Source organism: Pseudomonas sp. 910_21 (genome assembly GCF_052850735.1).
In genome coordinates this window covers 517,607-531,396 of sequence record NZ_VXCY01000003.1, presented here as the reverse complement: position 1 = coordinate 531,396, position 13,790 = coordinate 517,607, and the positions used below count along the sequence as shown (strand labels likewise).

General features: G+C 64.4%; 11 protein-coding genes. 3 read left to right on the top strand and 8 right to left on the bottom strand.

The features are described from left to right. Nucleotides 1-77: 77 nt before the first annotated feature. The 8 genes from tssH to tssA form a co-directional block, all read right to left on the bottom strand. Nucleotides 78-2,753, bottom strand: coding sequence for a type VI secretion system ATPase TssH (gene tssH, locus FW796_RS12450; RefSeq protein ID WP_404937914.1), 2,676 nt, complete (start codon nt 2,751-2,753; stop codon nt 78-80). Then, complete coding sequence (tssG, locus tag FW796_RS12445) at nt 2,746-3,798, bottom strand: type VI secretion system baseplate subunit TssG (RefSeq protein WP_123728021.1); 1,053 nt, start codon at nt 3,796-3,798, stop codon at nt 2,746-2,748. Before tssG ends, tssH begins: the two co-directional genes overlap by 8 nt. Next, nucleotides 3,762-5,621, bottom strand: a complete 1,860-nt coding sequence (gene tssF, locus FW796_RS12440) for a type VI secretion system baseplate subunit TssF (protein ID WP_346634795.1) — start codon at nt 5,619-5,621, stop codon at nt 3,762-3,764. The genes tssG and tssF overlap by 37 nt, the downstream gene beginning before the upstream one ends. After that, a complete protein-coding gene (gene tssE / locus FW796_RS12435; RefSeq protein WP_011064258.1) occupies nt 5,618-6,133 on the bottom strand; it encodes a type VI secretion system baseplate subunit TssE in 516 nt (171 codons plus the stop codon). Before tssE ends, tssF begins: the two co-directional genes overlap by 4 nt. Nucleotides 6,134-6,293: 160 nt before the next feature. Next, nucleotides 6,294-6,782, bottom strand: a complete 489-nt coding sequence (locus tag FW796_RS12430) for an Hcp family type VI secretion system effector (RefSeq protein WP_011064257.1) — start codon at nt 6,780-6,782, stop codon at nt 6,294-6,296. Nucleotides 6,783-6,870: 88 nt separating this feature from the next. Next, complete coding sequence (gene tssC / locus FW796_RS12425) at nt 6,871-8,364, bottom strand: type VI secretion system contractile sheath large subunit (RefSeq protein ID WP_123728018.1); 1,494 nt, start codon at nt 8,362-8,364, stop codon at nt 6,871-6,873. A gap of 15 nt (nt 8,365-8,379) precedes the next feature. Continuing rightward, the gene (tssB, locus tag FW796_RS12420; RefSeq protein WP_102881305.1) at nt 8,380-8,895 is read right to left on the bottom strand and encodes a type VI secretion system contractile sheath small subunit; all 516 of its coding nucleotides are present in this window, start codon (nt 8,893-8,895) and stop codon (nt 8,380-8,382) included. 81 nt (nt 8,896-8,976) lie between these two features. Continuing rightward, nucleotides 8,977-9,996: a type VI secretion system protein TssA gene (tssA, locus tag FW796_RS12415; protein ID WP_346634796.1), complete on the bottom strand. Its 1,020-nt coding sequence runs from the start codon at nt 9,994-9,996 to the stop codon at nt 8,977-8,979. Between the two features lie 392 nt (nt 9,997-10,388). On the opposite strand from tssA, the gene tagH reads away from it, so the two are divergent. From tagH to tssK, 3 genes are all read left to right on the top strand, one after another. Beyond that, the gene (gene tagH, locus FW796_RS12410; protein ID WP_446439397.1) at nt 10,389-11,867 is read left to right on the top strand and encodes a type VI secretion system-associated FHA domain protein TagH; all 1,479 of its coding nucleotides are present in this window, start codon (nt 10,389-10,391) and stop codon (nt 11,865-11,867) included. 64 nt (nt 11,868-11,931) lie between these two features. Continuing rightward, complete coding sequence (tssJ, locus tag FW796_RS12405; RefSeq protein WP_346634798.1) at nt 11,932-12,438, top strand: type VI secretion system lipoprotein TssJ; 507 nt, start codon at nt 11,932-11,934, stop codon at nt 12,436-12,438. 15 nt (nt 12,439-12,453) lie between these two features. Then, the gene (gene tssK / locus FW796_RS12400; RefSeq protein WP_346634799.1) at nt 12,454-13,788 is read left to right on the top strand and encodes a type VI secretion system baseplate subunit TssK; all 1,335 of its coding nucleotides are present in this window, start codon (nt 12,454-12,456) and stop codon (nt 13,786-13,788) included. The last annotated feature ends 2 nt before the right edge of the window (nt 13,789-13,790 follow it).

Sequence of the window (13,790 nt, the reverse complement as noted above, 5' to 3'; positions counted from 1 at the left end):
TCGCGAAGGCGCCAGGTTCATCACCGTGGCGCGCGCTTCGCTGGCAAGCCAGCTCCTACGGAAGCAGGGGCGCGGGGTCAGGCCGGCTCGCTGAAGTCGTAGTGCAGTTCGTTGTCCCGCTGGCGGATGCGCACTCCGGCCAGGGCGCGGCCTTCGAGCATGCGGGTGAGGAACTCGCGGCTCATGTCCGGCAGCAGGCTGTTGGTCAGGATGGCGTCGATCATGCGGCCGCCACTCTCGGTCTCGGTGCAGCGGGAAACGATCAGGTCGATGACGTCGTCGTCGAAATCGAAATCCACCTTGTGGGTGCTTTCCACGCGTTTCTTGATCCGTCCCAGTTGCAGGCGGGTGATCGCTTTGAGCATGTCGTCGCTCAGCGGGTAGTAAGGGATGGTCACCAGGCGGCCCAGCAGCGCCGGCGGGAAGATCTCCAGCAATGGCTGACGCAGGGCCTTGGCGATCTCTTCCGGCTCGGGCATGGTCTGCGGGTTCTTGCAGACGTTGGCGATCAGCTCGGTGCCGGCGTTGGTGGTGAGCAGGATCAGGGTGTTCTTGAAGTCGATCATGCGGCCTTCGCCGTCTTCCATGACGCCCTTGTCGAACACCTGGAAGAAGATCTCGTGCACGTCCGGGTGGGCCTTTTCCACTTCGTCCAGCAGCACCACGCTGTAGGGCTTGCGCCGCACCGCTTCGGTGAGCACGCCGCCTTCGCCATAGCCGACGTAGCCTGGCGGGGCACCCTTGAGGGTGGACACGGTGTGGGCTTCCTGGAACTCGCTCATGTTGATGGTGATGACGTTCTGCTCACCGCCATACATGGCTTCGGCCAGGGCCAGGGCGGTCTCGGTCTTGCCCACCCCGGAGGTGCCCGCCAGCATGAACACGCCAATCGGCTTGTTCGGGTTGTCGAGGCCGGCGCGCGAGGTCTGGATGCGCTTGGCGATCATCTGCAGGGCGTGGTCCTGGCCGATGATGCGTTTCTTCAGGTGCTGGTCGAGGTTGAGCACGGTTTCCAGCTCGTTGCGGGCCATGCGGCCCACGGGAATCCCGGTCCAGTCGGCCACCACCGAGGCTACCGCCTGGTAATCCACGGTCGGCAGGATCAAAGGGGTTTCACCTTGCAGGGTCGTCAGACGCTGTTGCAGGTCCAGCAGTTTTTCCCGCAGGCCGTGGTTTTCGTCGCCGACGTCACTGTCCACCAGGCCGACGTTTTCCCGCAGTTGGGCGCGGGTCGCCAGCAGCTCGTCCACCAGCGTCTTCTCTTGCGCCCAGCGGCTTTCCAGCTCGGCCAGGCGCTCGCGCTCGGCGGCCAGGAGGTTCTCGCTGTTGACCTGGCGGTTGCCGATGGCCACGCCGATCGCCTGTTCCCGGGCGATGATCTGCAGCTCGGTTTCCAGGGCTTCGATCCGGCGGCGGCTGTCATCCACTTCCGCCGGCACCGCGTGCAGGCTGATGGCTACACGGGCGCAGGCAGTGTCCAGCAGGCTGACGGATTTATCGGGCAACTGGCGCGCCGGGATGTAGCGGTGCGAGAGCTTGACCGAGGCTTCCAGGGCTTCGTCGAGGATCTGCACCTGATGGTGCTGTTCCATGGTCGAGGCCACGCCGCGCATCATCAGCAGCGCCTTGTCTTCCGAAGGCTCGGCCACTTGCACCACCTGGAAGCGGCGGGTCAGGGCCGGGTCTTTCTCGATGTGCTTCTTGTACTCGGCCCAGGTAGTGGCGGCCACGGTACGCAAGGTGCCGCGGGCCAGGGCCGGCTTGAGCAGGTTGGCCGCATCGCCGGTGCCGGCGGCGCCACCGGCACCCACCAGGGTGTGGGCTTCGTCGATGAACAGAATGATCGGCTTGGGCGAGGCCTGGACGTCTTCGATGACTTGGCGCAGGCGTTGTTCGAACTCGCCCTTCATGCTGGCGCCGGCCTGCAGCAGACCGACATCGAGGCTGCGCAGCTCGACGTCCTTGAGCGCCGGCGGCACGTCGCCGGCGACGATGCGCAGGGCGAAACCTTCCACCACCGCGGTCTTGCCGACCCCGGCTTCGCCGGTGAGGATCGGGTTGTTCTGCCGGCGACGCATGAGGATGTCCACCAGTTGGCGGATCTCTTCGTCACGGCCGACGATGGGGTCGAGCTTGCCGCTGCGGGCCTGCTCGGTGAGGTCGACGGTGAAGCGCTTGAGGGCTTCCTGCTTGCCCAGGGCGCTGGGGGCCATGGCGCCGCTGGCTTCGCCCGGGACCGCACCGGCATTGAAACCGTCGCTGGCGTTCAGGGCGTTTTCCGGCGAGTCGCCGATGTACTCGTCAAAGCGCTCGCACAGGGCCTCGATCTTGATCTTGTCGAACTCCCGGGACAGCCCCAGCAGTGCATGGCGCAGGCTCGGCGTCTTGAGGATGCCGATCACCAGATAGCCGGTGCGCACCTGGCTTTCGCCGAACATCAGGCTGCCGTAGACCCAACCGCGTTCCACCGCTTCCTCGACGTGGGACGACAGGTCGGTGATCGAGGTCGAGCCCCGGGGCAGGCGGTCCAGGGCCTCGGTCAGGTCCTTGGCCAGGCGCGCCGGTTCCAGGTTGAACTGGCGGATGATGCGGTGCAGGTCCGAGTCCTGCAGTTGCAGCAACTGGTGCAGCCAGTGGGCCAGTTCCACATAGGGATTGCCCCGCAGTTTGCAGAAGACCGTGGCGGCTTCGATGGCTTTGTAGGCAACGCTGTTGAGTTTGCCGAACAGCGCCGCGCGACTGATTTCACCCATGCTCTGTGCTCCTTGGTGTACGTGAGGTAGTGGCCAGGTCGGCGTAGTGCCGGGCCAGTATTAGATCCTTGGCATCACTGCCGGGTTGACCGAGCCAGGTGTTGAAACCCAGGCGCTGGCGGCCGTTGAGTTGCAGCTTGGGCACTTCGTCCTTGAGCAGGACCAGGTTCAGGTCCCAGTCCAGCTCGAAGCCCAGGTATTCGGCGACCCAGGCCACCAGCTCCTTGAACTGCTGGCCGTCGGGCAGCATCCCCTGGTACTCGTCCAGCTTCAGCGGACCCAGGCGAATGCGGAATTTGTGCTGGCGATCCCAGACGTGGCTGCCCAGGCAGAAGTCCACTCCCAGTTGATGGGACTGCACTCCGACCCGGCTGCGCTCCGGCAGCTCCAGCCACTGGCCGACGTACTCTTCGATCGCCACCGGCAGGCCGAAATACTCGCCGATGATGGCGCGCAGGCCGTCCGGGTAGCGGGTCTGGGCCGCCAGGTGGCCGCTGTAGTGCAGCTTGGCGGTGTCGGGAATCAGCCCCTGCTTGAGCAGGCTGGGCATGCCCCGGCCACTCAGGGCCGCCAGCCGCGCGGACCAGTAGTCGTCGTCCGGGCGGTCGTGGCTCACCGTGGGCCGGGCTTCGGCCCAGGCCCGGTAGAACAGGCTCAGCAGACGATGGTGGAACACATCGAGAAAGCGCTTGCTGGTGCTGTCGGCGTTGTTGCGCTGGCGTTCGCGCACGTACTCGGTGATGTGCAGCGGCAGGGGGCCGTTGGGGCCGCCGAGGCCGAAGAAGAACTGCTCCAGGCGGGTGGCCGCGCCCTCGCTGCCGGGGGTGACCGAAGCCAGGGTCGAGGGGGCGAAAGTGCAGTCGGCCTGCTGGCCCAGGCGCAGCGGATCGTCCGCCAGGCGCAGGGAGTGACCGAAGCGCGGCAGTTGCGGCGACAGGCATTCGATACGCCGCAGGGCCTGGAAGAAGTCGTACTCCCAGGGCTCGGCGTGCATCGCCGTCAGCGTATTCAAAGAGTCGGACGACGTCCGGGCTTGGCTTTCCATCGCATGATCTCGCCGCGTTCGGTGGTACGGATCACCGTCTCGGTAAAACTGTTGATCGACACGTAACGTGCCAGGAAGCGCTCGAAGACTGCACCGAGCAGGAACACCCCGGTGCCGCGAAACGCGTTTTCGTCGAATTGCAGGGTGATCTCCAGGCCCCGGCCGAAGACGATCGGCCCAGGCATCGGCAGGCGCCGGGTCACCGCCTTGCTGCTGACTTCCCGCAGGCCTTCGATCTGCAGTTGCAGGGCCGCGTCGTTGCTGTCGCCATACAGCCGCAGCAGCTCGCGCAGGGCCGCCGCGCCCTGACCCTGTTCGCTCAGGGACAGGTAATTCAGCGACAGCTGGCTGATCAGGCGCCAGGCCTTGCCGTCGTGGGCGTGGCTGGGCCGCGGGCGGCTGGGGCCTGCCAGGCAGCGGATGGCCTGCACCGGGGCACTGTCGGCCAGGGTGAAATCGGTCTTGCCGTTGCCGGTGTTCATGAACAGCGGCAGGTCGCGGTTGGTGCACAGGGCGCTGACCCCGAGCTGGCGCAGGTCATGGCGATAGGGCGCCTGCTGGCTGTCCACCAGGCTGACGAAGGACTCGCTGCCGATGTAGGTCGAGCGCGGGCCGTTGCGGCGCTGGTCGCTGGACAGCACCCGTGGCTCGCGGCGGACGATGTAGTAAGCCTGGTCACGGCCGTAGCGGGACGGGTCGCGTACCGCGTAGAACGGCAGGAACGGCTGCTCCGGCCCGGTGCCGTGGCCACTGAGGGTGCTCAGCGAGTGCACTTCGAAATCCATGGGTCGGGTACGGTCGGCGATCACATGGTGCTCGTTGACCCGGTCGGACAGGTGGATACGGTCCAGGCGCTTGGGAAACAGGTTGATCGCCGGGGTGCAGAAGGGCACGAACTGGGCACTGCCGACGCTGCCTTCCAGGCTCTGGTCGAAGCGCTCGAAGAGTACGATCAGCTCCAGCTCCTGGCCGGTGCAGCGTTGTACCGCAGGGCCCAGTTTGGCGAATTCGACGAACAGGAAGCGGTTGGGCAGGGCGAAGTATTCCTGCAACAGGCGATAGCCCTGAAAGGCCTGGGGCACCACCGGCAGGGCCGCATCGCGGTCGTCGAAGCCCCGGGAACGCAGGGCGTCCTGGGGCAGGCGCTCGACCCAGTCGCTGCCGGGGGCCCGGGCGAACACTGCGCAGGCGTTGCCCAGCAACTGTTCGTAGAGGCGGAACGGCAGCTCGTCGTTGCCGTTCAGGTACAGCGGCAACTGGTCCAGGGCCAGGCTGTTGAACGGCAGCTCGGCGCCGGTGCGCAGGGTCAGGCGCAGCCCGGCCTTGGCCTTGGGCTCGCTGGCGGCCAGGCGTCCGAGTACCGCTGCCGGGTTGCCGAAGTACTCGGCCTGGCTGACTTGCAGCGGCCACAGCGTCACCGCGTGGGCGGTGCGGTACTCGCAGCAGGTCTGGGTATCGCGACCCAGGGCGGCGCGCAGGCTGGTGTCGCGCTCCAGGGTGAAGCCGCTGCTCAGAGAGCCCTCATCGGGATCGGCCTGCAACTGCACCACGGTCATCGACGGGGTCGGTGCCAGGTAGTGCGGGTAGGCGATCTCCAGCAGGTTGTGGGTGAAGGTCGGGTACTCGGCATCGAGCTTCAACTGCACCCGGGCCGTCAGATAGGCGAAGCCTTCCAGCAGGCGCTCGACATAGGGGTCGGCGCAGTCCATGCCCGACAGGGTCAGGCGGCTGGCGATCTTCGGGTATTCCTTGGCGAACTCCGCAGCGCTTTCGCGCACGTGTTGCAGTTCCTGGTTGTACAGTTCCAAGAGGCGCGGGTTCATGAGCGCCTCCGGGAATCGGCATGCACCACCCGGACGTGACCGGATTCCAGGTCCATGTCGGTTTGCAGCAGCAGGCGCAGGGGCATGGGCTGGGCCCACAGGTCGCCCTCGATCTCGAAGCTCAGGGCGTTGTGGTTCATCTCGCCGGGGGCGGTGCGCGCGCGAACCCGCAAGGTGCTGCGCAGAATCCGTGGTTCAAAGGTGGCGATGGCCTGGTGGATCAGCGCCTCCAGGGCCGGAATATCGATGCTCGACGCGCTGTACCCGGCCAGGGCCGGCAGGCCGTAGTTGACCACCGAAGTACCGGCGGGGGTGTGCAGGGTGGCATCGGCTTCCAGCAGCGAAGTGGTGTTGAGCAGCCATGCCAGGTCGCGCAGTACCGAGGCCTTGAGCTGGCTCAGGGACAGCACGCGTTTGTCCGGGCTTTCTTTCAGGTTGCCGGGTTCATCGTCGGTCAGACGATCCAGCAAAGAGGGTTGCAAGCGATCGCGGGCGGCGATGTCGGTTACCAAAGGGTTCGCTCCAGGATCGGATTGCGCAGGCATGACGTCACGAAAAGGGGCATAACCAAAGACTCACGAGGACGCGGTCTTGGCCAACCGTCCCCGCGTTGTGCCAGGCACAACGCGAGGGCCGGGTCGGTCGCCGCCTTGGGGCGGCGACCGCAGCGGATCAGCGCTTGGTGTTGGAGCGGATGTTCCAGCCGTACTTGATCGGGCCGCCGTCCTTGGTGCCGTCGGCTTTCTGCGGCTGGTACTCGACCATCACCTGAGCGAAGTTCAGGGTGATGTTTTCGGTCAGGCGGTCATCGCTGCCCGAGCCGCCGGTGCTCAGGGAAGTGATCAGCACTTCTTCCAGGTCGATGATCATGTACTCGACCTGGCTTTCGCCGCCGGCCTTGCGCACGGTCAGGCGCACCTTGTCGATGTGCTTGCCGCTGGAGCAATGCATCATCAGGTTCGGCGATGCCTTGTCGACGTACTTGGTCAGCGACAGGTCCTGGATGTTCACCTTGCCCGCACCGCCGCCGCCACCTACATGCATGTTGCCGGACTGGGACATGCCCCAGCTCCAGTTCAGCACGTCGATTTCGTCCTTGTGGGCTTTGTCCATGGACTCGCCCTTGATGTCACCGATCTTGATGAAAATATCAACAGCCATGTTTTCTCCCTGTGTGGCACTTGCCACGATGTTGATTCAGCGTCTGTAGCCGCTGCGCCAGCGGCTACAGGTTTGAGTCGGTTATGGGTCAGGCGCCCTTGGCGGACGGCAGTTTGGATACCAGGCGCAGCGACACGGTCAGCCCTTCGAGCTGGTAGTGCGGGCGCAGGAAGAACTTCGAGTTGTAGTAGCCCGGGTTGCCTTCGACTTCCTCGACCACCACTTCCGCCGCGGCCAGTGGGTGCTGGGCCTTGGTGGTTTCGGTGGAGTGCGCCGGATCACCGTCGACGTAGTTGAGGATCCAGTCCTGCAACCAGCGCTGCATCTCGTCCTTCTCTTTGAAGGAGCCGATCTTGTCGCGCACGATGCACTTCAGGTAATGGGCGAAGCGGCAGGTGGCGAACAGGTACGGCAGGCGCGCGGCCAGGTTGGCGTTGGCGGTGGCGTCCGGATCGTCGTACTCGGCAGGCTTCTGCAGCGACTGGGCGCCGATGAAGGCAGCGAAGTCGGTGTTCTTCTTGTGCAGCAGCGGCATGAAACCGTTCTTCGCCAGTTCCGCTTCACGGCGGTCGGAGATGGCGATCTCGGTCGGGCACTTCATGTCCACGCCACCGTCGTCGGTGGGGAAGGTGTGGGCCGGGAGGTTTTCCACCTCGCCACCGGACTCCACGCCGCGAATCCGCGAGCACCAGCCGAAATGCTTGAACGAACGGTTGATGTTCACCGCCATCGCGTAGGCCGCGTTGGCCCAGGTGTACTTGGTGCTGTCGGCGCCGTCGGTGTTTTCTTCGAAGGCGAAGGCTTCCACCGGATCGGTCTTGGCGCCGTACGGCAGACGCGCCAGGAAGCGCGGCATGGTCAGGCCGATATAGCGCGAGTCTTCCGATTCACGCAGGGAGCGCCAGCCGGCGTATTCCGGGGTGGTGAAGATCTTGGTCAGGTCGCGCGGGTTGGACAGTTCCTGCCACGAACCCATGCCCATCACCGTCGGCGACGCCGCAGCGATGAATGGCGAGTGCATGGCCGCACAGACCTTGGACAGCTCGCCCAGCAGCTCCACGTCCGGTGGCGACTGATCGAAGTAGTAGTCGCCCACCAGGCAGCCGTAAGGCTCGCCGCCGAACTGGCCGTATTCCTCTTCGTACATCTTCTTGAACAGCGGGCTCTGGTCCCAGGCCGTGCCCTTGAATTTCTTCAGGGTCTTGTGCAGTTCCGGCTTGGAGATGTTGAGCACGCGAATCTTCAGCTGCTCGTCGCTTTCGGTGTTGTTGACCAGGTAGTGCAGGCCACGCCAGGCGCTTTCCAGTTTCTGGAATTCCGGGTGATGGATCACCTGGTTGACCTGGGCGGTGAGCTTGGCGTCGATGGCGGCGATGATCGATTCGATCGACTTGATGGCGTCGTTGGACACCAGGTCGGTCTGCGCCAGAGCCTGTTCGGCCAGAGTCCGCACCGCGGTTTCCACGGCTTCGCGAGCACGCTCGGTCTTGGGTTTGAATTCCTGTAGCAGCAGCGAAGCGAATTCGCTGGCCTGCTCGGTGGCGCCGGGTTGGGCCTGATTGTCACGCAGCAATTCGGTCATGATCGTTGGTCCTGATTAAGCGTTCGGCTCGGAGTCCACAGGCTTTGGCGCACTCGCCAGGGCCTGGAGCAACGCCGGATCCTTGATGGCTTTCATGATGATTTCTTCAGCGCCGGTCTTGCCGTCCATGTAGGTCAGCAGGTTGGCCAGTTGTGTACGGGCCTCCAGCAGCTGGTTCAGGGAGTCGACCTTGCGCGCGACGGCGGCAGGGCTGAAGTCGTCCATGCTCTCGAAGGTGATGTCCAGGCTCAGGTTGCCTTCGCCGGTCAGCTCGTTGGGTACGTGGAACGCGACCCGTGGCTGCATGGCCTTGAGGCGCGAGTCGAAGTTGTCGACGTCGATTTCCAGGAACTTGCGATCGGCCACCGCGGCCAGGGGCTCGACAGGCTTGCCGGCCAGGTCAGCCATCACGCCCATGACGAAGGGCAGCTGGACCTTTTTCTCGGCGCCGTAGAGTTCGACGTCGTACTCGATCTGCACCCGGGGCGCGCGGTTGCGCGCGATGAACTTTTGAGAACTTTGCTTCGCCACGTTGTGCTCCTGGTCGCTGCTGCGACGGTGTTGGCGTCGGTCGGTGATTGCCGCTGACGATACTGTTCGGCCGTACCGGGGTTAGTCGGATTCGGGGCCGCGCAGGTTTTCAAATTGGGACATGCCATCGGGGATCAGATTGCGCACGATGGCCGCGAAATCGGCGTTGACCAGGTTCTTGGCCCGGTTGAGCAGCACCGGCAGCGGGCTCGAAGGCTCGTGACGGCTGTAGTAGGCCAACAGCCGGTCGAGGCTGCGCAGCACGTCTTCGCGGCTGTTGATCTCACCGCCAACCCGTGCCGGCGCCGGCGCCAAAGGCGCACTGGAACCTTCGCTCGCGGGTGCATCGGCGTGCTGTTCGACGGGGCTGTCGACGCTTTGCGGGGCCTGTTGGCCAAGCACCTGCAGTGCCAGGCGCAGGGGCTGCTTGAGGGCGCTGAGGTCCACGCCGGCGGCGGAACCTACCTGTTCGCTGACCTGCTTCTCGATGGCTTCGGCCGCCGAGCGAGCGCTGCTCAAGGCGTGGCGAATGGCTTCAAGGTGCTGAGGATCGCTGTCTTGCAGGGCCCCGGCCAAGTGATCGGAGCCCAGGCTCTCGCCCGAGAAATGCTGCAGGCCGGCGGCGTTCAGTGCCGCACGCACGCTCACCGGGCCAAAGGTCCGGGAACGGGTGAGGATGGCTTCGCGCAGCAGGCCGATGGTGGAATCGGCTGCCAGGCCGGCCAGGGCATTGATCCGCACCGTGGGATCGTTGTCGTCGTCGGCGTCCAGGCGCGGGTGCAGCTCGGCCCAGTAATCACGGAGCAAACCGTTGATCAGGTCGAGGCTGGTGGCCAGGCCCGGCAGGCCTTCAAGGGCCAGGGTGCTTTGCAGGAGGAAATGGGTGATGCGCAGGTCTTTGCTGCGGGCCAGCAAGTCCAGGCTCTGTTGCTGGACGCTGCGCCAGTCCGGCGGCTCGGCCGGCAGGATCGAGTCGCCCATGCTGCGCTCGGGCTGGCCTTGTGCGGCCCGCTCCAAGTGCAAGAAATCCGCGTCATACTCCAGATCTTCGCCACAAGGCGAAGTTGCTGAAATGGCGGCGAGCAACATCGGTACATCCACCTGGTTCGATCTCCCTATCAGCCTGCAGGACAGTCAGGCAATTAATGCACTAGTTGTTTGTGAACTCGCGCACATTTCTTGGTTAACATGGACTCATTGATACTAGTGAGCCATCATCCGTGTTCAAGAAGTTGTGCATTTTTGGTGTAGTAGTTGTGGCTTGTCAAGGTAAGCTATTCGCCCCGCATGACAGTGTTATGTCGACTTATTAGTTCCTTGACCGGCGAGTCAGATTGAGGCGGGGCGAAAGGCTTTTGTCATCTGTGTAGTTTAAGTTGAGCGATCATGCTGTGAACGGCGCTGTTTAAAGGATTTTTTGCGGGCTTTTCATTTTTTTACGGAACTTTTTTCCCGACGCCGGTTCGCACGCGGAAGTACAGCAAGGAGGCGCAATGTCGCTGTGTTTGACTATCACTAGTTATCACAAGATTACCCCTGGCCAATGCCCTGAGAAACTAATGGATCAGGGAATGATGGCAATTGGCCGTAGTTCCGATAATGACTGGGTACTTCCTGATCCCGAGCGCTTAGTTTCCGCGCGACATTGTGTCATCCAATACAAGGATGGCCGTTATTATTTGACCGATAACAGTACTAATGGTGTGGAGTTAGTCCGCGCCGGTATTCGCATGCGCCGGGGTAGCAGTGAGCCATTGGAAGATGGCGAGGTTATTCGTATTGGCGATTATGAAATCAGTGCGCGTATCGATTTCAGTCTGAATCGTGTCCAGGCTGAGGCCTTTTCCGGGGACAGCTCCAACAGTTTCGAAGCACTGATGGGCCGCCAGTCGTCGCCGCCCACGCCCATCGAGCCGATTGCCATGGCGCCGGTGGCGCATTTTCAGGGCGCTTCGGCCCAGGATACTTTTCCCGACCTGTTCGATTTCCTCGCTCCGAGCGCGACTCCGCCGGCGACCCAGCCTGATCACGTGCCCGCCGAACAGCACGATTTTCGCCCGCCGACCCCCACCGCGGTGCCTCAGCCCCTCGCTCAGCCCCAACCGGCGGCGCCCCAGAGCGGGGCGTTGATTCCGGATGACTGGGACCTGTTCGGTGAAACCCCGGCCCGCCCGGCTCCAGTGTTGAGCGTGGCACCGATGGCAGCTCCACCTGTCGTCGCGGAACCCTTTGCCAGCGTCGCTGAATTTGGTGCAGTACCGCCGCAGCCGCAGCCGCAGCCGGTCGAGGTCGAGGTCGCCGCCGTTGTCCCTATTGTCCCTGTCGCTCCTGCGACTCCCGTCGCTCCCGTCGTGCCAGCGCCGGCGGTCGAGTCGGGGCCACAAACCGACCTGTTGCAAGCCTTCCTGCGGGGCGCCGGGCTGGAGCAGTTGCGCATCGACCCGCAGCAGGCCCAGGCGCAGATGGAAAGCCTGGGGCGCAGCTACCGCTTGATGGTGGAAGGCCTGATCGATGTGTTGCGTGCCCGCAGCAGTCTCAAGGGCGAGTTCCGCATGCAGCAGACGATGATCCGCCCGGTGGAAAACAACCCGCTGAAATTCGCCCCCAATGTCGACGAAGCCATGCTCCTGCTGCTGCGCCACAGCAACCAGGCTTTCATGGCTCCGGATCAGGCGGTGCAGGACAGCTTCGACGACCTGCGGGCTCACCAACTGGCCGTCATGGCCGGCGTGGAAGCCGCGATCAAGCACCTCCTGGGGCGCTTCGAGCCCGGTGAGCTGGAAGCCCGCATGGCCCGCCCCGGTGGCCTGGGCAACCTGTTCAGCGGTTCGCGGCAGGCGCAGAACTGGCAGCAGTTCACAGCGCTCTACAAGCAGATTTCCCAAGAGGCCCAGGACGATTTCCAGGACCTTTTCGGGCGCGAATTCAGTCGCGCCTACGAAGAACATACCCACCGGCTGCGCCGTTCCTGAGCGCGCCTGGAACCCCCTAAACACACGGATACACGGACAGCTGACACGTCATTGAGGACGCAGGATGATTCAACGATTGCTGACATTGGTCGCCATGCTGGTACTGGCGGCCTGTGCCAAGGACGCACCAACCCCCGCCGAGCCGGTCAAGGAAGAACCTGGCGCCACCACCGTGGAGCTGCGTTTCCAGGCCGTGGCCGGGCTCAACCCGGGTCCTGATGGCCTGAGCACCCCGGTACGGGTACGGATCTTCGAGCTGAAGAACCCGGCCACCTTCATGCGCGCCGACTACTTCGCCCTGGCAGAGCGGGCCCCGGCCACCCTGGGCCCGGACCTCATCGACCAGGATGAAGTGCTGGTCAAGCCCGGCGATCAGTTCACCCTCAAGCGCACCCTGGACCCGGCCACCCGTCAGGTCGGCCTGCTGGTGGGGTATCGCGAAGTGGACCAGGCCCTGTGGCGAGTCGGGGTCAACACGGCGCAGCGCCTGAACAATCAGTATCAGATCGTCCTCGATGTCCGCGCGATCAGCGCCGAGCTCGTGGCCCCCCCATCCAGCCCTGCCCAATAGGCAATCGGAGCAACCATGTCCTGGAACAATCGCGTGGTCTGGTCGGAAGGCATGTTCATTGGAACCCAGCACTTCCAGCAGCATGACCGTTACCTGGAAAACCTCATCGACGCCCGCAGCCGTCCGCTGTCGGCGGGGGCCTGGGGATTCTCCGAGCTGCGTGTCGATCAGGGCCTGCTGGCCCAGGGCAAGCTGGCCATTGTCAGCGCCCGCGGCCTGTTGCCCGACGGCACCCCGTTCAACATTCCCCACGACGACCTGGCGCCGACCCCGCTGAGCATTGACGACAGCCTGCGCGATGGCCTGGTGTACCTGGCGCTGCCCCTCAAGCGCGCCGGCGCCCGGGACACCGTGGACGAAGGCGAGGCGCTGGGTGGCGCCCGCTACCTGAGCCAGGTGCGTGAGGTGCGTGACGATAACGCGCCTTTTGAGAACCGTGCGCCGGTGGCGGTGGGCTCCCGGGCCTTGCGCCTGCTCACCGCTGCGGACGGCCTCAGCGACTACGCCGCCATCGGCGTGGTGCGGGTCAAGGAGAAGCGCGCCGACCGCGCCCTGGTGCTCGATGACAGCTACATCCCGCCGCTGCTGGATGTGGCCGCGTCCAAGCCCTTGAGTGCCTTTCGCAGCGAACTGCTGGGTCTGCTGCATCAGCGCGGCGAAGCCCTGGCCGGACGGGTGGTGGCTTCGGGGGCCGGTGGCGCTTCGGAAATTGCCGACTTCATGCTCCTGCAACTGGTGAACCGCGCCCAGCCGCTGGTGAACCACCTGAACCAGATCAGCCCGCTGCACCCCGAGCGCTTGTACAGCGAGCTGGTGAGCCTGGCCGGCGAATTCTCGACCTTCTCCAACAGCGCTCGACGCCCGGTGGAGTACCCGCAGTACCAGCACGATGAACTGGCCCTGAGCTTCGCTCCGGTGATGCAGGCCCTGCGCGAGGCCCTGTCGATGCTGATCGACAGCAAGGCGACGCCGATTCCGATCGTCGAGAAAGCCTACGGCGTGCACGTGGCGATGCTGGCGGACCGCACCCTGTTGGAGAACGCCAGCTTCATTCTGGTGGTGCGCGCCGACGTGCCCGGCGAGACCCTGCGCGGGCGTTTTGCCCAGCAGAGCAAGGTGGGCTCGGTGGAGCACATCCGCGATCTGGTCAACCTGCAGTTGCCGGGCATCGGCCTGCTGCCGCTGCCGGTGGCGCCACGGCAGTTGCCGTATCACGCCGGTTCCACCTACTACGAGCTCGACCGTGGCAGCGAGCACTGGAAACAGCTGGTTCACTCCGGAGGCTTCGCGTTCCACGTCGCGGGGGAATTCCCGGGCTTGAACCTGGCCTTCTGGGCCATTCGAGGATAAGT

Coding starts and splice junctions, on each gene's coding strand:
- tagH (WP_446439397.1), top strand. CDS start 10,389: ATGTCGCTGTGTTTGACTATCACTAGTTATCACAAGATTACCCCTGGC.
- tssJ (WP_346634798.1), top strand. CDS start 11,932: ATGATTCAACGATTGCTGACATTGGTCGCCATGCTGGTACTGGCGGCC.
- FW796_RS12430 (WP_011064257.1), bottom strand. CDS start 6,782: ATGGCTGTTGATATTTTCATCAAGATCGGTGACATCAAGGGCGAGTCC.
- tssH (WP_404937914.1), bottom strand. CDS start 2,753: ATGGGTGAAATCAGTCGCGCGGCGCTGTTCGGCAAACTCAACAGCGTT.
- tssK (WP_346634799.1), top strand. CDS start 12,454: ATGTCCTGGAACAATCGCGTGGTCTGGTCGGAAGGCATGTTCATTGGA.
- tssC (WP_123728018.1), bottom strand. CDS start 8,364: ATGACCGAATTGCTGCGTGACAATCAGGCCCAACCCGGCGCCACCGAG.
- tssG (WP_123728021.1), bottom strand. CDS start 3,798: ATGGAAAGCCAAGCCCGGACGTCGTCCGACTCTTTGAATACGCTGACG.
- tssF (WP_346634795.1), bottom strand. CDS start 5,621: ATGAACCCGCGCCTCTTGGAACTGTACAACCAGGAACTGCAACACGTG.